The sequence below is a fragment of the Pseudoalteromonas sp. US3C1013 genome, assembly GCF_048401115.1.
Taxonomy (GTDB): domain Bacteria; phylum Pseudomonadota; class Gammaproteobacteria; order Enterobacterales; family Alteromonadaceae; genus Pseudoalteromonas; species Pseudoalteromonas undina.
The window spans coordinates 864,116-879,298 of sequence record NZ_CP183075.1; the positions used below are offsets into that span (position 1 = coordinate 864,116).

12 protein-coding genes are annotated in these 15,183 nt (G+C 40.0%); 8 read left to right on the forward strand and 4 right to left on the reverse strand.

Going from position 1 to position 15,183, the window contains the following annotated elements; genetic code table 11:
- Both ACNSN2_RS04040 and ACNSN2_RS04045 read left to right on the forward strand, forming a co-directional pair.
- The gene (locus ACNSN2_RS04040; RefSeq protein WP_055011716.1) at positions 1 to 3,174 is read left to right on the forward strand and encodes a pilus assembly protein; all 3,174 of its coding nucleotides are present in this window, start codon (positions 1 to 3) and stop codon (positions 3,172 to 3,174) included.
- 9 nt (positions 3,175 to 3,183) lie between these two features.
- Entirely contained in the window at positions 3,184 to 3,603 is a 420-nt protein-coding gene (locus ACNSN2_RS04045) for a type IV pilin protein (protein WP_248527712.1), read from the forward strand.
- Between the two features lie 200 nt (positions 3,604 to 3,803).
- On the opposite strand, the gene ACNSN2_RS04050 is transcribed toward ACNSN2_RS04045, so the two are convergent.
- The gene (locus tag ACNSN2_RS04050) at positions 3,804 to 4,340 is read right to left on the reverse strand and encodes a GspH/FimT family pseudopilin (protein ID WP_010391288.1); all 537 of its coding nucleotides are present in this window, start codon (positions 4,338 to 4,340) and stop codon (positions 3,804 to 3,806) included.
- A 77-nt stretch (positions 4,341 to 4,417) separates the two neighbouring features.
- A complete protein-coding gene (locus ACNSN2_RS04055; RefSeq protein WP_010391289.1) occupies positions 4,418 to 4,969 on the reverse strand; it encodes a GspH/FimT family pseudopilin in 552 nt (183 codons plus the stop codon).
- A 174-nt stretch (positions 4,970 to 5,143) separates the two neighbouring features.
- On the opposite strand from ACNSN2_RS04055, the gene ACNSN2_RS04060 reads away from it, so the two are divergent.
- The gene (locus ACNSN2_RS04060; protein ID WP_008114445.1) at positions 5,144 to 5,482 is read left to right on the forward strand and encodes a P-II family nitrogen regulator; all 339 of its coding nucleotides are present in this window, start codon (positions 5,144 to 5,146) and stop codon (positions 5,480 to 5,482) included.
- 59 nt (positions 5,483 to 5,541) lie between these two features.
- On the opposite strand, the gene ACNSN2_RS04065 is transcribed toward ACNSN2_RS04060, so the two are convergent.
- Complete coding sequence (locus tag ACNSN2_RS04065) at positions 5,542 to 6,306, reverse strand: outer membrane protein assembly factor BamD (protein WP_418608620.1); 765 nt, start codon at positions 6,304 to 6,306, stop codon at positions 5,542 to 5,544.
- Between the two features lie 141 nt (positions 6,307 to 6,447).
- On the opposite strand from ACNSN2_RS04065, the gene rluD reads away from it, so the two are divergent.
- The 3 genes from rluD (at position 6,448) to clpB (ending at position 10,832) form a co-directional block, all read left to right on the forward strand.
- Complete coding sequence (rluD, locus tag ACNSN2_RS04070) at positions 6,448 to 7,425, forward strand: 23S rRNA pseudouridine(1911/1915/1917) synthase RluD (protein ID WP_010391291.1); 978 nt, start codon at positions 6,448 to 6,450, stop codon at positions 7,423 to 7,425.
- A 2-nt stretch (positions 7,426 to 7,427) separates the two neighbouring features.
- A complete protein-coding gene (gene pgeF / locus ACNSN2_RS04075) occupies positions 7,428 to 8,159 on the forward strand; it encodes a peptidoglycan editing factor PgeF (protein WP_010391292.1) in 732 nt (243 codons plus the stop codon).
- Positions 8,160 to 8,255: 96 nt separating this feature from the next.
- Positions 8,256 to 10,832 (forward strand): ATP-dependent chaperone ClpB, encoded by a 2,577-nt coding sequence (clpB, locus tag ACNSN2_RS04080; RefSeq protein ID WP_055011720.1) that lies wholly within the window; start codon positions 8,256 to 8,258, stop codon positions 10,830 to 10,832.
- 63 nt (positions 10,833 to 10,895) lie between these two features.
- Here the strand turns inward: clpB and ACNSN2_RS04085 are convergent, their stop codons facing one another.
- Entirely contained in the window at positions 10,896 to 12,443 is a 1,548-nt protein-coding gene (locus ACNSN2_RS04085; protein ID WP_010391294.1) for a methyl-accepting chemotaxis protein, read from the reverse strand.
- Positions 12,444 to 12,870: 427 nt separating this feature from the next.
- Between ACNSN2_RS04085 and gshA the strand changes: the two genes are divergently transcribed.
- Both gshA and ACNSN2_RS04095 read left to right on the forward strand, forming a co-directional pair.
- Positions 12,871 to 14,445: a glutamate--cysteine ligase gene (gene gshA / locus ACNSN2_RS04090; RefSeq protein ID WP_418608621.1), complete on the forward strand. Its 1,575-nt coding sequence runs from the start codon at positions 12,871 to 12,873 to the stop codon at positions 14,443 to 14,445.
- Between the two features lie 125 nt (positions 14,446 to 14,570).
- Positions 14,571 to 15,179 (forward strand): hypothetical protein, encoded by a 609-nt coding sequence (locus tag ACNSN2_RS04095; RefSeq protein WP_010391298.1) that lies wholly within the window; start codon positions 14,571 to 14,573, stop codon positions 15,177 to 15,179.
- The last annotated feature ends 4 nt before the right edge of the window (positions 15,180 to 15,183 follow it).

Below are 15,183 nucleotides of genomic sequence, written 5' to 3' on the forward strand. Positions count from 1 at the left end.
ATGAAACTTACGTTAAAGAGAGTACTCATTTCTATATTTTGTGTATTAATTAGTTTATCAGCGAATGGTGAAGACATAGAGCTCTATGTTAACCACAATGTGGAAACTAATGAAAAGCCACGTGTTATTATGATTTTTGATACCTCGGGCAGTATGGCCTGGGATGTAAACGATGGCAATGCCTGCTATAAAAGAAGCGGTAATAGTTATTACGAGGTTGATTGCTTTGAAAGTAAAGATAGCTATAAACGAAATGAGCAATGTTACAAAAGAACTAGTTACTACAATTATGAAGCCACATGTAGTGATAGTCGTTTAAGAGTTGCACAAAATGCGATTACACAGTTAGTGAACGATAATGATGATATCGAATTTGGTTTAATGCGCTTTAATGGTAGTAATGGTGGGTATGTACTAGCCAGAGTTGGTGCTGCAAAATCAACGTTGCTAAATAAAGTTGATGAGCTACCTGCCAGCGGATCAACCCCATTAACTGAAACATTGTGGGAAGCGTATTTATATATAACAGGCCAAAACGTTTACTATGGAGGTAATACTAATAATCGAGATTTTACCGCAGAGTCATCAGGAGTTTATAAATCACCCTTTGCCCCTGTAGCGGGTGAGCCATTACGTTGTGATAATAGTATCAACATTATTTTAATGACGGACGGTGACCCTACAAACGACTCCAACAGAAATAATGATATATATAATCTCCATAATGACTATTTTTCTGAAAATGCACCTGCTGTTAGTAATAGTTATTTAGCAGCACTGGCGAAAATTATCCATGGTACAGATGATGTAAAAGTTGATTTGTATAGCAAAACCAATAATGTGCTTGATATTGGACGTGTATTTCCTATTGGTTTTGGTACGGGTATGAGCAACTCAGGAAAGAACCTACTTACTGAGACAGCAAACTACGGCGGTGGACAGTATTTACATGCAAATACTGCAGCACAATTATCAGACGCACTCAAAAATACGATTTCTCGTATTCGTGAAGTAAACGATAGTTTTTCATCGCCATCAGTGGCCAGTAATAACGTAGATCAAACTCGAAGCCGTGATGCTATTTATTTTGCAATGTTTTATCCAGAAACAGGTGCGCGCTGGCGTGGCAACCTCAAAAAGTTAAAAGTCTCAGGTAGTCAGATTGTTGACGCAACTAACAAGCCTGCTCTTAATAGCGAAGGTTTAATTTCAAAAGATGCAAAAACATTTTGGCTTCCTGCAGGCCAACCCGCTGACGGTAATGCTGTTGCACAAGGTGGTGTGAATCATTATTTAAGCACGATAGATCCGCTTGCTCGTAATTTATTTACGGAGAATCAAGGCTCTGTTGTTAGTTTTAATACTTCGGTTGTTAGTGACATTCTTAGCGGGGTTACTAATAACCCGTTGTCCCTATCTAGTCAAGATGTGAATTGGGCAAGAGGGGTCGACGTTGATGATGAGGATAAAGATGGTTCATCACAAGATCAACGATCTGATATTTTTGGCGACCCATTACATTCAAAACCTATTGCCATCGACTATGGCAATGATGATATACGAATTCTTATAGGAACAAATGCTGGGTTTTTACACATGTTTAAAGATGCTGGTGAGACTGTAAGTGAAAGCTGGGCGTTTATACCTTCAGCATTATTTGACATTATTAAACCACTCAGAAATAAACAAGCGGATAGTAAAGTATATGGTATGGACGGCCCTATAAGTGTTTACTTTAGTAATAAGAGTTTAAATAGCGAAGGTTTAAATGACGGTATTATAGATGCTAGTAAAGGAGATGCTGTTTGGGCTTTTGCTGGTATGCGCCGTGGTGGCAAGAATTACTACGGCTTAGATATTACAAATCCGAATCAACCAAAGCGCCTTTGGAGCAAACCAATTGAAGGCGGCAAAGGCGACTTTACGGAATTAGCACAAACATGGTCAAAACCGCAAATAGCTTATATTAAAGCTTTTGGTAATAAACCTTTACTCATATTTGGTGCTGGTTACGATATTAATAAAGACGCCGCAATTAGGTCTGAGGACACCAGCGGCCGGGGCATTTATATTGTTGAAGCAAAAACTGGCAGTTTAGTTTGGGCGTTAACCCCAGATAGCAATGGTTTTAAAGGTAAGCATAGCATTGCCGCTGATTTAACTACGCTTGATTCAGATTATGACGGCTATATTGACCGAATTTATGCTTCAGATACCGGTGGTAATATTTGGCGCATTGATATGCCAGGAGAAGATAGCAGCGAGTTCAGCCATTTCAAACTTGCAGAGCTTGGTAGCAATCAAAATACCCAAGATAGACGCTTCTTTTATAAACCTTTGATTGCGCGTACCTTGTTTAGTAAAGTAACGGAGACGACCATCAACGGTGATAAAGTTATTACCCGTTTAGATACTCCTTATGATGCAGTTGTTATTGGCAGTGGTAATCGTTCAAAACCAACGAATACAAATGAGCAAGATCAATTGTTTATGATTCGTGATGAAAATACGCTGACACGCTCATTTAAAATCAATGCGCCTGCTGCAATTAAACCATCCGACTTAATGATTATGAACGATGACCCGTTTGGTAATACTCTAGATGACATAGATGGTTTTAATCTTGTTGAAGCTGAGTTGGCAAAAAAGAAAGGGTGGCGCTATGAATTAGCCAAAGGTGAAAAGTCATTAGCTGCAGCTACTGTTGTTGGTGGGGTTGCTTATTTTACCTCTTTCACGCCAGCATCTGATGCCGTTGTAGAGAATCAATGTTCTTTAAGTGGGGGCGGTGGTGCGCTTTATGCGTTTCATTTGCATTATGGTACAAAAGTGTATGATCAGCTCAAATTTGCAACCAGTTATGACGTACCCGATACACCACAGCTTTATTTTGGTGCAACTAACTCTTGTACCGATTCGAACGGTGATGGAAAGTGTGATGATAATCCAGAAGAAGACGTTATCGAAGAAAGTCAGTTTTTTCTAATTGGCCCTGGAATAAAAGGTGAGCAAGCCGAAAACCCTCTTAAACCTGTAGAAATTACAGGACCTGGTTTAAAAGTGGTTGACGGTACAATCAAGTTGGTTAATGATAAAGAGCCCATTGGTTTTGGCTTTAAAACGCAGCAAACATATATTTATAAGCGTGAAGAAAACGACGAAATAAACAATTAAGGGCTGTATATGAACAAGACACAACAAGGATTCACATTAATTGAGTTAATGATCACAGTTGCGATTGTTGGCATTATTGCCGCAATTGCACTGCCGAATTACAGTGAGTATGTAAAAAGGGCATCACGCGCGGAAGCTGCATCTGCGCTGTTAGATGCGGCAAATAAGCAAGAGCAATACTTTGTAGATAACCGAGTTTATTCGACTTCGTTTAGCGACTTAGGTATTCAAAGTAAAACTGAAAACGGGCATTTTGAGTTGGCAATCAATGTGGTTGATAGCAATGAATTTACAATTACAGCTAAACCCATCGCTGGAGCGGTGAAAGGGGATGCTGATTGTACTGAGCTGTCTATTAATGACTTAGGCTTAAAAGGGGCTAAAGGGACCAAAGGTAAATCAGATATAAATTATTGTTGGGGTAGATAATGCAGGTAAACCTTACTCTGGATTATATACCCATCTCAAGTAGCTGCTTTTAGCGCTAATGGCGTTGAATTTACTTGCAATAGCCCAGCTATTGACGCGAAAATCCACCTTGTTTTCACTGTGAGTCTCTGGCTAGAGGAAATAAACCTAGCTATCACTATTATCCAATATATTAGTAAATCTCTTAACCAGAGTTCAGGTTAGTTATTTTTGCATCTATTTGTGGACTTTATCCGTATACGACCTGTTTGACTTATAGAAAGAGCAAGCCCTTCAAGGCTTGCTTTTTCGCTATTAGGGCAATAGATAAAAGTACCGTTTTGAAAGCCATTTAAAGAGCCGTCAGGTCTAAAAGTTATTGCAGTGCGAGGGTACTCTAAGCTATCAGAGGGATGGGTATGTTCAAAGGTACTAATAAGACGTTCGTCATTATCCAAAGATGTTGACTTGTCATTATCAGTAAATAGTGACACACCCGTGTGCCACTCACCATCTAAACATTGTTTATCTTTTAAAGCGCAAAGAGTTACGTAGCTGCCATGCTCTATAGCATAAAGACGTGCTAAATTAATATTTCGGTGTAATAAATTCACCTGATTATCAGCGCGATTGAGCGCCAAGAAATCAGGAACAAACCATAAAGAGAGTTGGCTCAGTATTGCTATAACTGAAATGGTTATTAGCAATTCTACTAGCGTAACGCCATCGTTTTTGTGAACACTTATAATTAACTTCATCCCTGAAGCCTTACATTGAACAGTCCATTATATTAGTTTAGTAAATAATCAAAAAACGACAAAGTATGAAATGGCTTTTAGCTGCAGGTTTGAGTTGTGTCACCTATATAAAAAGCAGTCCCTGATTGAGACAGTGTTAACCCTTTATTATTTTCATTAGTACCATTAGGGCAAAAAATAAAATTTCCAGGTTTAGTGGTGATACGACCGCTGGTGTTAAACCGTATTCGTCTATCTCCAGCTGTGAATGTTACCTTATCATTAAGGTTAATTTTTTCCATAACGCGAATTAAGCTGTCAGATGAGGAATTATATTGACCATCATTATCTGCATCAATAAAGGTAATAATAACTTTATTACCATCCCACCTTGCTCGGCATTGCATACTATCATCATTATTTTTAACCTCCGAATGCTGAGCTGCACAAATAACCACGATTTCATCAGTACTAGCTGCTTGTGATCGCGCAAAACTAATATTACGCTTTAGCTCCAATAAAAAGTTTTCGCCTCGGTTTTCTTCCAGCATATCGCTACTATTCCATATTGCAATACTCGCTATTATCGCAACAATAGCAACGGTAACCATTAACTCTAATAGAGTAAATCCTGTATGCTTGGTTTTCATATAAATCTCATTAACTCGATGATGTTGAAAGGTCAACAGACCCTAGTATAGTTATTTTTATTAAAATAATCATACCATGATTATTTTTCACCTGTGCTATTCAATCACTTTGTTTGCTATGAACCTCATGATTGTCTAAAATCGAGGCAACTGAGGCTTTCAAAAGTAACTAATATGAAAAAAATAGAAGCAATCATTAAACCGTTTAAGCTCGATGATGTGCGCGAAGCACTTTCTGATGTTGGTATTACGGGTATGACAGTAAGTGAAGTAAAAGGGTTTGGGCGTCAAAAAGGCCACACTGAGCTATACCGTGGTGCAGAGTATATGGTTGATTTTTTACCTAAGGTAAAGCTGGACATTGTGCTTGGTGATGAAGATGTAGAACGTGCTATTGATGTGATTGTTAAAACCGCACAAACAGGTAAAATTGGTGATGGTAAAATATTTGTCACTGAGGTAGAGCGTGTTGTTCGTATTCGTACCGCAGAAGAAGATGAAGACGCAATATAATCGTTGTCTTGAGTATAAAAAAGGCGCTACTTTAATTTAAAAGTAGCGCCTTTTTTGTGTTATTTATTTCTACTGTTAAATTTGCGTGTTTGCGCTGCATTATCACTTAATTCAGTTAACCCAAGCTTATCGTAGCTTTTTTCCATCATGGCTAATGCTGCATCAAGGTAGCTACTTTGTGAGTAGTGCTCTACCACATACTTGCCGCGATTCGCAGCTGCTAAATAGGCTTCACGTTCATAATAGTAAGTTGCAACCTTCAGCTCATAACGAGCCATACGGTTTAATAACCAAACTAAACGACGTTTTGCCTCCGGCGTATAGTCACTTTCTGGAAAACGTTTAACTAAGGTTGATAGGTCGGTATAAGCAACACGGGTGCGTTTAGCATCTCTGTCTGCTCTATCTACACCAAAGTATTCTTGGAAAGCATTTTTATCAGCTTTAATATTAACCAAGCCACGCATGTAATACATGTAATCTAAATCTTTGTGGTTTGGGTTTAAGCGAATGAAGCGGTCAATTGTCGCCAGTGCTTGCTCTGTATTACCTGATTGGTAATGTGCATACACTAAATCCATTTGTACTTGCTTTGAAAACGGGCCAAACGGGTAGCGAGAATCAATTGCCGTTAACAACTCAATTGCACGTGCGTATAAACCAGAATCAAGCGTTTGTTTTGCATCTTCGTATAGTGCTTGTGCTGATCTGTTTGGTACTCGTTGAATATCTTCTTGGTCAGGCGCAGACGAACAAGCTCCTAAACTAAGCACTGAAACTGAAAAAACAATGGCGAATGCACGTTTCCCTATTTTATTTATCATTTTATTTGTTACCTTCGATGTCTTCGGCTAGGCCAAGTGGGTAAAACCGAGTAAACTATGCGTATTATGTTATGCTTTTATTAAAAGCGATTCTAACCCAGTCAAGCAAAGCTTGCACTGGTAAATTGGGTAAAGTTACTAATGTCAGAGCAAATATCTCTCCAAGCCGAGGTCCCAACAGACTTAGGTGGTAAACGTCTAGACCAAGTATTAGCACAATTGTTCCCTGATTATTCACGATCACGGATAAAAACGTGGATTTTAGATGATAAAATCACCGTTGATGGCGAAATTTTCAACACCCCGCGTGAAAAATTACTCGGTGGTGAAGTTGTGGCTGTTGAAACAACAATAGAAGCACCTCGTGAATACGAAGCACAAGATATCAAATTAAACATCGTTTATGAAGACGATGATATTTTAGTTATCAATAAACCAATGGGATTAGTGGTTCATCCGGGCGCAGGCAATCCTGACGGTACGGTGTTAAATGCGTTACTTCATCATTTTCCAGACATTATCAACGTGCCACGCGCGGGTATAGTGCATCGTCTAGATAAAGACACCACAGGTTTAATGGTTGTCGCGAAAACGATTCAGGCACAAACTCACCTGGTGAAAGCCTTACAAAAGCGCGAAAATTTCACACGTGAATATGAAGCGTTATGTAATGGTACTATGACTGCCGGTGGTATGGTTGAAAAAGCGATTGGCCGCCATCCAACTCAGCGTACGCATATGGCAGTTCATGAAATGGGTAAACCAGCGATTACGCATTACCGTGTGGCAGAAAAGTTCCGTGCTCATACTCGTTTGCGTTTACGCCTTGAAACCGGACGTACGCATCAAATTCGCGTGCATATGGCGTACTTAAACCACCCATTAATTGGCGATCAATCTTATGGCGGTCGTCCTCGTCCACCAAAAGGAGCAACGCCTGAGCTGTTTGAGTTACTGCGTAGCTTTAAGCGTCAAGCGCTCCATGCTGTTAAATTAAGCATTGCTCATCCAATTACCGGTGAAATGATGACCTGGCAAGCACCTATCCCTGATGATATGGTTCAGATGACTCAAGCACTGCGTGAAGATACAAAAGCAAATCCAGACATAGCTAGTTAATTATGTCTGGCTTATCAGCTACATGGCAATCTATTCAGGGTGTAGGCACATTGAGTACTACACGGGATGGAGGCGTATCAAAGCCTCCATTTGATAGCTTGAATTTAGGATTGCATGTAGGTGATAACAGCCAAGATGTATTAACCAATCGAGCGCATGTAAATAGTTACATACCTAATCCTGCTGTTTGGTTAAATCAGGTTCATAGCGCTGATGTAATTAGAGTGGATGAAGGGTTTGATTTTAACCAAACTCTGACGGGGGATGCGCTTTACACGCAATTATATAACCAACCTTTAGCTATAATGACCGCTGACTGTTTACCTATTTTACTTACTTCAAGCGATGGCCAAGAAGTGGCTGCAATTCACGCCGGTTGGCGAGGGTTAGCGCAAGGAATCATTAATAATACAGTTAGCTATTTTAAGCATGCACCAACGAACTTACATGCTTGGTTAGGTCCTGCAATAGGGGCTGACCAATTTGAAGTCGGCCAAGAGGTCGTTGCAACATTTACAGCCAACAATCCAGCTTTGCATGATGCGTTTAAACCTCAAAATAACGATAAATATTTAGCTGATATTTATTACATAGCGCGTATTTTGCTAAACCAACGGGGTGTTGTGAATATTAGTGGTGGTGAATACTGCACGTTCTCTCAAAAAAATCAGTTTTTTTCTTATCGACGTGACGGCCAAACCGGTCGTATGGCAAGTTTGATCTGGCGCAAGTAAATTACTATTAAGTGATTATTTTTCCCTCAATACCTTGAACAAATCCGCTAACATACCCATTTATAAAGTAATTCGTTTTTTTATAGGTAAACCCCCATGCGTTTAGATAGATTTACAAGTAAATTTCAGTCTGCGCTTTCAGATGCGCAATCATTAGCGCTAGGTCGCGATCATCAATTTATTGAACCCGTTCACCTTATGTATGCTTTATTAAAGCAAAGTGGTTCAAGTGTGCGTGCCTTGTTTGCACAAATGGGCATTAGTATTGACGAGCTCAATACCAAACTATCTCAAGAGATAGAAAAGTTATTTAAAGTGGAAGGTGTTGGTGGCGATGTGCAATTGTCAAACAACATGGTTTCACTTATTAATCTGTGTGACAAGTATGCCCAAAAACGCAAAGATAAATATATCTCAAGCGAACTGTTTGTTTTAGTTGCATGTGAAGATAAAGGGCCGCTTGGCAGTGTATTTAAAGCACTTAATATCACTGCTAACAAAGTTGAAACTGCCATAGAAGCAATTCGCGGTGGTCAAAAAGTTGATGATCCTAATGCTGAAGAAACTCGTCAAGCACTTGAAAAGTACACTATTGATTTAACTGAGCGGGCGGAGCAAGGTAAGCTTGACCCTGTAATCGGCCGTGATGATGAAATTCGTCGCACCATCCAAGTATTACAACGCCGCACCAAAAACAATCCTGTGTTAATTGGTGAGCCTGGGGTGGGTAAAACCGCGATTGCCGAAGGGCTTGCGCAACGTATTATTAATGGGGAAGTGCCAGAGGGCTTAAAAAACAAGCGCGTACTCTCGCTTGATTTAGGCGCGTTGGTTGCTGGGGCCAAATACCGAGGTGAATTTGAAGAGCGTTTAAAATCAGTTTTAAATGAATTGGCCAAAGAAGAAGGCCAAGTGATTTTGTTTATTGATGAAATTCATACCATTGTTGGCGCTGGTAAAAGTGATGGCGCTATGGATGCGGGTAACATGTTAAAACCTGCATTAGCACGTGGTGAACTTCATTGCGTAGGTGCAACGACCTTAGATGAATATCGTAAATACATTGAAAAAGATGCTGCACTTGAGCGCCGTTTCCAAAAAGTATTAATTGAAGAGCCATCGGTTGAAGATACTATCGCTATATTACGTGGTCTAAAAGAGCGTTACGAATTACATCACTCAGTGGAAATCACCGATCCGGCAATTGTTGCTGCAGCGCAGTTATCACATCGCTATATTAGTGATCGCCAATTACCTGATAAAGCAATTGATTTAATTGACGAAGCGGGCTCTTCTATTCGACTGCAAATTGATTCAAAACCTGAAGCCTTAGATAAGTTAGAGCGTCGTATCATTCAGTTAAAAATTGAAGATAACGCCTTGGCTAAAGAAAAAGACGAGGCGAGTCAAAAGCGCCGTGCAGAAATGGTTGAGCTGATCACTGAGCTTGAGGTGCAATACCGTGAACTCGATGAAGTATGGAATGCCGAAAAAGCGTCTTTGCAAGGTACGCAAGTCATTAAAGCTGAGCTTGAACAGGCACGACTTGATTTAGAAGTGGCACGCAGAGCAAGCGATTTACAGCGTATGTCAGAGCTGCAATATGGCCGTATACCCGAGCTTGAGCGTAAGCTTGATTTAGCATCGCAAGCCGAAATGCAAGAAATGAGCTTACTTAAAAACCAAGTGGGCGAAGACGAAATAGCCGAAATTTTATCACGTTGGACCGGCATTCCGGTGGCACGTATGCTTCAAGGTGAGCGTGAAAAACTATTGCAAATGGAAGAGCAGTTGCACAATAAAGTGATAGGGCAAGATGAAGCGGTAGTTGCGGTGGCTAATGCCATTCGTCGTTCTCGCGCAGGGCTTGCTGATCCGAATCGTCCGATAGGCTCATTTTTATTCTTAGGACCAACAGGGGTGGGTAAAACAGAGCTAACGAAAGCATTGGCTGGCTATATGTTTGACACCGAAAGTGCCATGGTACGCATCGATATGTCTGAGTTTATGGAAAAACACTCAGTGGCGCGTTTAGTTGGTGCTCCTCCTGGTTATGTAGGTTACGAAGAAGGGGGCTACTTAACGGAAGCCGTTCGTCGTAAGCCGTATTCGGTTATCTTGCTTGATGAAATAGAAAAAGCGCATCCAGATGTGTTTAATATTTTATTACAAGTTCTTGATGATGGTCGTTTAACTGATGGTCAAGGACGTACTGTTGATTTTAAAAATACGGTTATCATTATGACCTCTAACTTAGGTTCAGACATTATCCAAGAGCAATCGGGAAGTAATGACTATGACGAGCTTAAAGCAAAGGTAATGGGTGTACTGCATAATGAGTTCAGGCCTGAATTTATTAACCGTATTGATGAAACAGTAGTGTTCCACTCACTTGCACATAGTCATATTAAAGAAATCGCAGATATACAGTTAAGTAAATTGCGTGAACGATTAACTGAGATGGGCTATTTACTTGAATTGACGGATGCTGCGCTTGAGCGGATTGCTGCCAGTGGTTTTGATCCGGTTTATGGCGCTCGCCCACTTAAGCGTGCAATACAACAGACCATTGAAAACCCGTTAGCACAAAAGCTGCTTAATAATGATTTTCAACCAGGCTGCATCATTGTTATTGATGCAAGTGGTGAGGGCTTAGAGTTTACTAGCCGATAATCTGAAGCACAGCAAAAAGCCGCTGAAAATAGCGGCTTTTTTGTTTTGATTCAAAGGAGTGGATTAAACTTTAAAGGTAAGCAGTAAATCATTTACTTTTCGTGACCCTTCGACCAATTCAGCAGCGCCATGCGCTACGCTATAACTAAGCTGTAAATTGTCATCCCCCAAGCCTTTAATTTTTTCAACATTGCAGCCAATATCTCGACTTACCACTTGTTGTTGCTCTGCGGCGGCTGAGATGTCGGTAGCAAGTTGTGAAATTTCACTAATTTGAATGAAAATACTATCTAGCTCTTGTTGTGTTTGCCCTGTGGTGTTAACACAGTCATCGGCTTGTTGTTTTGTGCTCTGCATGATTTTAGACCAGCTGAACAAGGTGTCTTGAATCTCTTTAATGGAGCTATGAATTTGTGCTGTGGCGTTTTGAGTACGTGAGGACAATGCGCGTACTTCATCAGCAACCACCGCAAAACCTCGACCATGCTCACCAGCACGGGCAGCTTCAATCGCGGCGTTCAGTGCTAACAAATTAGTTTGCTCTGCAATACCTTCTATTTCACTCATTACCTGACCAATTTTATCAGCTTCAGAGGCCAGCCCTGTGGCTGTGGTTGCCGCTTGCTCAACTTGCATGGCTAAGTCAGATACCATTTTGCTGTTATCGGCAATATGACTTTTTATATCAGAGCAGCTTTGATAGGTGATCCCCACTTTATCTGCGGTATCATTGGTATTATTAGAAATTTCACCAATGGTGGTGCTCATTTGTGACATTGCTGTGGCTATTTGCTCAAGCTGGGTTCCCTGAGAAGAAATACCTTGTTCGGTCAGCGTAGATTGCTGATCTAAGCCTTGGGCAATGGTATTAAAACTCAAGGTTGAGTCTTTAACACGACCGAGTACCGTTTTTAACTTAGCGCAAAGCATTTGCTCTCGGTAATCACTAATACTGTGAGGGTGTGAACCACTAAATACATAACGAGACACCGAATCTGCCTGGCTTTTTTGCTGCTTTAGAGTTGCAGGTGTTGCTATTAGCTCATCATAATTTAAAGCTAAAATGATAATACACACCACCAAGTTAACCGCTGCAATTGCGATTGACCCCCAAATAGCGACACTAGCTAACCAAACTAAAACACCGGCTATGCTCAAGCTCTGTCTGAGTGAGGTGTGCTCACGCCAGCTAAATAGTGACTTATTAGCGTTAATTTTGGCATACAGCTTCTGCGCTCTGCGTTTTGCATGTTGCGAGAGTTTTACACGCACAGACTGATAACCAATCAATTGGCCATGTTCAAAAATAGGTGTTACAAATGCATCAACCCAATAGTAACGGCCATCTTTACATAAGTTTTTTACAGCACCACGCCAAGAATGCCCTTGCTTTAAGGTGTCCCACATCTCTTTAAATGCCGCTTTAGGCATATCAGGATGGCGAACGATATTGTGGTTTTTATTAATGAGTTCATCCATTTCATAGCCAGCAATACTGCAAAATTCATGATTGGCATAGGTAATAACACCTCGAAGATCGGTCGTTGAAACTAACTCTTGATGTTCTTCAAAAGTGACCTCTTCATCTATTAAGCTTTGATTACGACGCATAGTAATCCTTTATCATTCTTTATTAGGGTGTCTATTGTAATTACTAAAACTAATGTACGTTAGTGATAAGTTTTAAATAGCAGTAGTAAGGCATTTTTTTTAATGTTTTTATGATCTTTATCAATTTTAAGAGTAATTGATTTTTTTAGTTATGCCAAACTTTTAGCAAGTGATTCACCCTTTCGTACGGGGAGAAATAATGCCTTGAGGTTGCGATGTATTGTGGCAAATAATATGCAAAAGAAATTGTATATTGCTGGTGGCAATGGCAAGATTATCTTTTATGGCGTGAAACAAAGCGTGTTTAAAATTCATTAAAAGCTATATCTAATAAATTCATATAGTTTTTTCTTCATTTAATCTTGAGTAAAGGTAATTAGACCCCATAACCTTATGATTAAGCCACTTGGCTCGAGGAAACTTTTTTTTGGCAACTTATAATTTAAAGAACACGCTCAACGCGCTATCTAATGCAGATAATCAGCATGCTATTAAAGGTATTATGCGCGGTATTGAGAGAGAATCATTAAGAATTAAACCCGATGGTTCTATTTCTAAACAAGCTCACCCAAAAGGGGTTGGCTGCGCGCTTACCAACGGACATATCACAACTGACTTTTCTGAGTCGTTACTTGAGTTCATTACACCTGTTAGCGAGTCATCAACGCAAACGTTACAACAGCTTAAAGATTTACAGAAGTTCACTTTAGAACACATGGGCGATGAACTGCTGTGGCCAATTAGTATGCCGTGTTTTATAAATCACCAAGACGATATTGTATTAGCACAATTTGGCGATTCTAACGTTGGGAAAATGAAAACTTTATACCGCGAAGGTTTAAAGAACCGCTATGGTAGTATGATGCAAGCGATTGCTGGGGTGCACTTTAATATTTCTTTTCCAGAAACGTTATGGCAGTCACTACATTCACAAAAGCAAAGCAGCGCGAAGCTTGAAGACTTTATATCTGATGGGTACTTAGCATTAATTCGTAATTTTAAGCGCGAGTTGTGGTTAATTAGCTATATGTTTGGTGCGTCACCGGCATTGTGTAGTTCATTTTTGCAGGGGCGTAAAAGCGATTTACCGTTTAAAAAGCTGGGTAAAGGTACTTTATATTTAGAAGTGGGCACGGCGCTACGATTAGGTAACTTAGGTTATACCAACAGTGCACAGTCATCATTACGCGTGATGTATAACTCATTGGATGAATATGTAGCAGGGCTTAAAAAAGCCATAAATACGCCTTCAGATATTTATGGCAGTATTGACGACTACACCAGTGCAGAGCCAAAGCAATTAAATAAAAATATTCTACAAATAGAGAACGAGTTTTACTCGCCAATTCGCCCTAAGCGTAATGCTAAAAATGGTGAAACACCCACTGGTGCTCTACTAAGAGCGGGTATAGAATATATTGAAATTCGTGCGTTGGATGTTAACCCATTTAGTGAAGTTGGCATTGATTTAGAGCAAATACACTTTTTAGATGTATTTTTAACCTATTGCTTATTAAAAGACTCAGCGCCTATGGACTGGGAAGAGCAAGCGCGAAGCACTGAAAATCTTGATACAGTAGTAAACCAAGGCCGAGAAAAAGGCCTAATGCTTAATTTTAATAATGAGCAGCGCAGTCTTGAATCATGGGGTGATGAAATATTTAATCAGCTCGTTGATGTTGCTAAGTGGATGGATAGCGCGTACGGGGTTGATTATTACTCAAACACTATTAAGCGCATGGCAACGTGGGTGCATAATCCTACATTAACCTATTCAGGGCGTTATGTTGAGCAATTAAAAGCATCAGGGCTAGATAATGGTCATTATGCACTCTCACTTGCTCAAAAGTATAAACAAAGCCATGATATAGCCAGTTATACTGAATTCTCAAAGTCGTGGTTAGAGCAACAAGCGACAGAGTCTTACCAAGCTCAAAAAGCAATTGAGCAAGCCGATAATCAATCATTTACTGCGTTTTTAGATACGTATTTTAGTAAGTAGTAGGCAAAAAAAACGCAGCCCATAGTAGCTGCGTAAATATTCTTTAGGGATGAAACAATGCTGTACTGCTGCATTCATAGATTCAGACCCACGCTTTTTTAAAAAGTTCAGTGAGATCTTAAAAAATGAAAAAAAATATTATTACTTTATCTCTAGTGCTTACTTTAGTTGGTTGTGCCACTGCACCACCTAAGCAACCAGAAGATATTTGTAAAATCTTTGAAGAGAAATCTGACTGGTATTTTGATGCTAAAGACGCGCAAGACAAGTGGGGCTCTCCCAAACACGTATTAATGAGCATGATGTATCAAGAAAGCTCTTTTCGTCATGATGCTGCACCTCCTATGGAATACTTTTTATGGATAATACCAACTGGACGCGCAAGTGATGCTTATGGTTATTCTCAAGCTAAAACGCCAACTTGGTCTGATTATATTCGTGAAACAGGTAATAGTGGTGCTGATAGAGATGAATTTGAAGATGCGATCGATTTTATGGCGTGGTTTGTTTATAAAACCCATAAAGTTAATGGTGTTTCTAAATGGGATGCCTACGCACAGTATTTAAATTATCACGAAGGGTGGGGCGGTTATAAGCGAGGCACTTATCGTAAGAAAAAATGGTTAATGAGCGTTGCCAATAAAGTAAAACACCGTGCGAGCCGTTATGGAGCGCAGCTAAGACGCTGTGAGGATGATTTAGACAAAGGTTGGTTAGAGCGTTTATTCTTTTAACTAA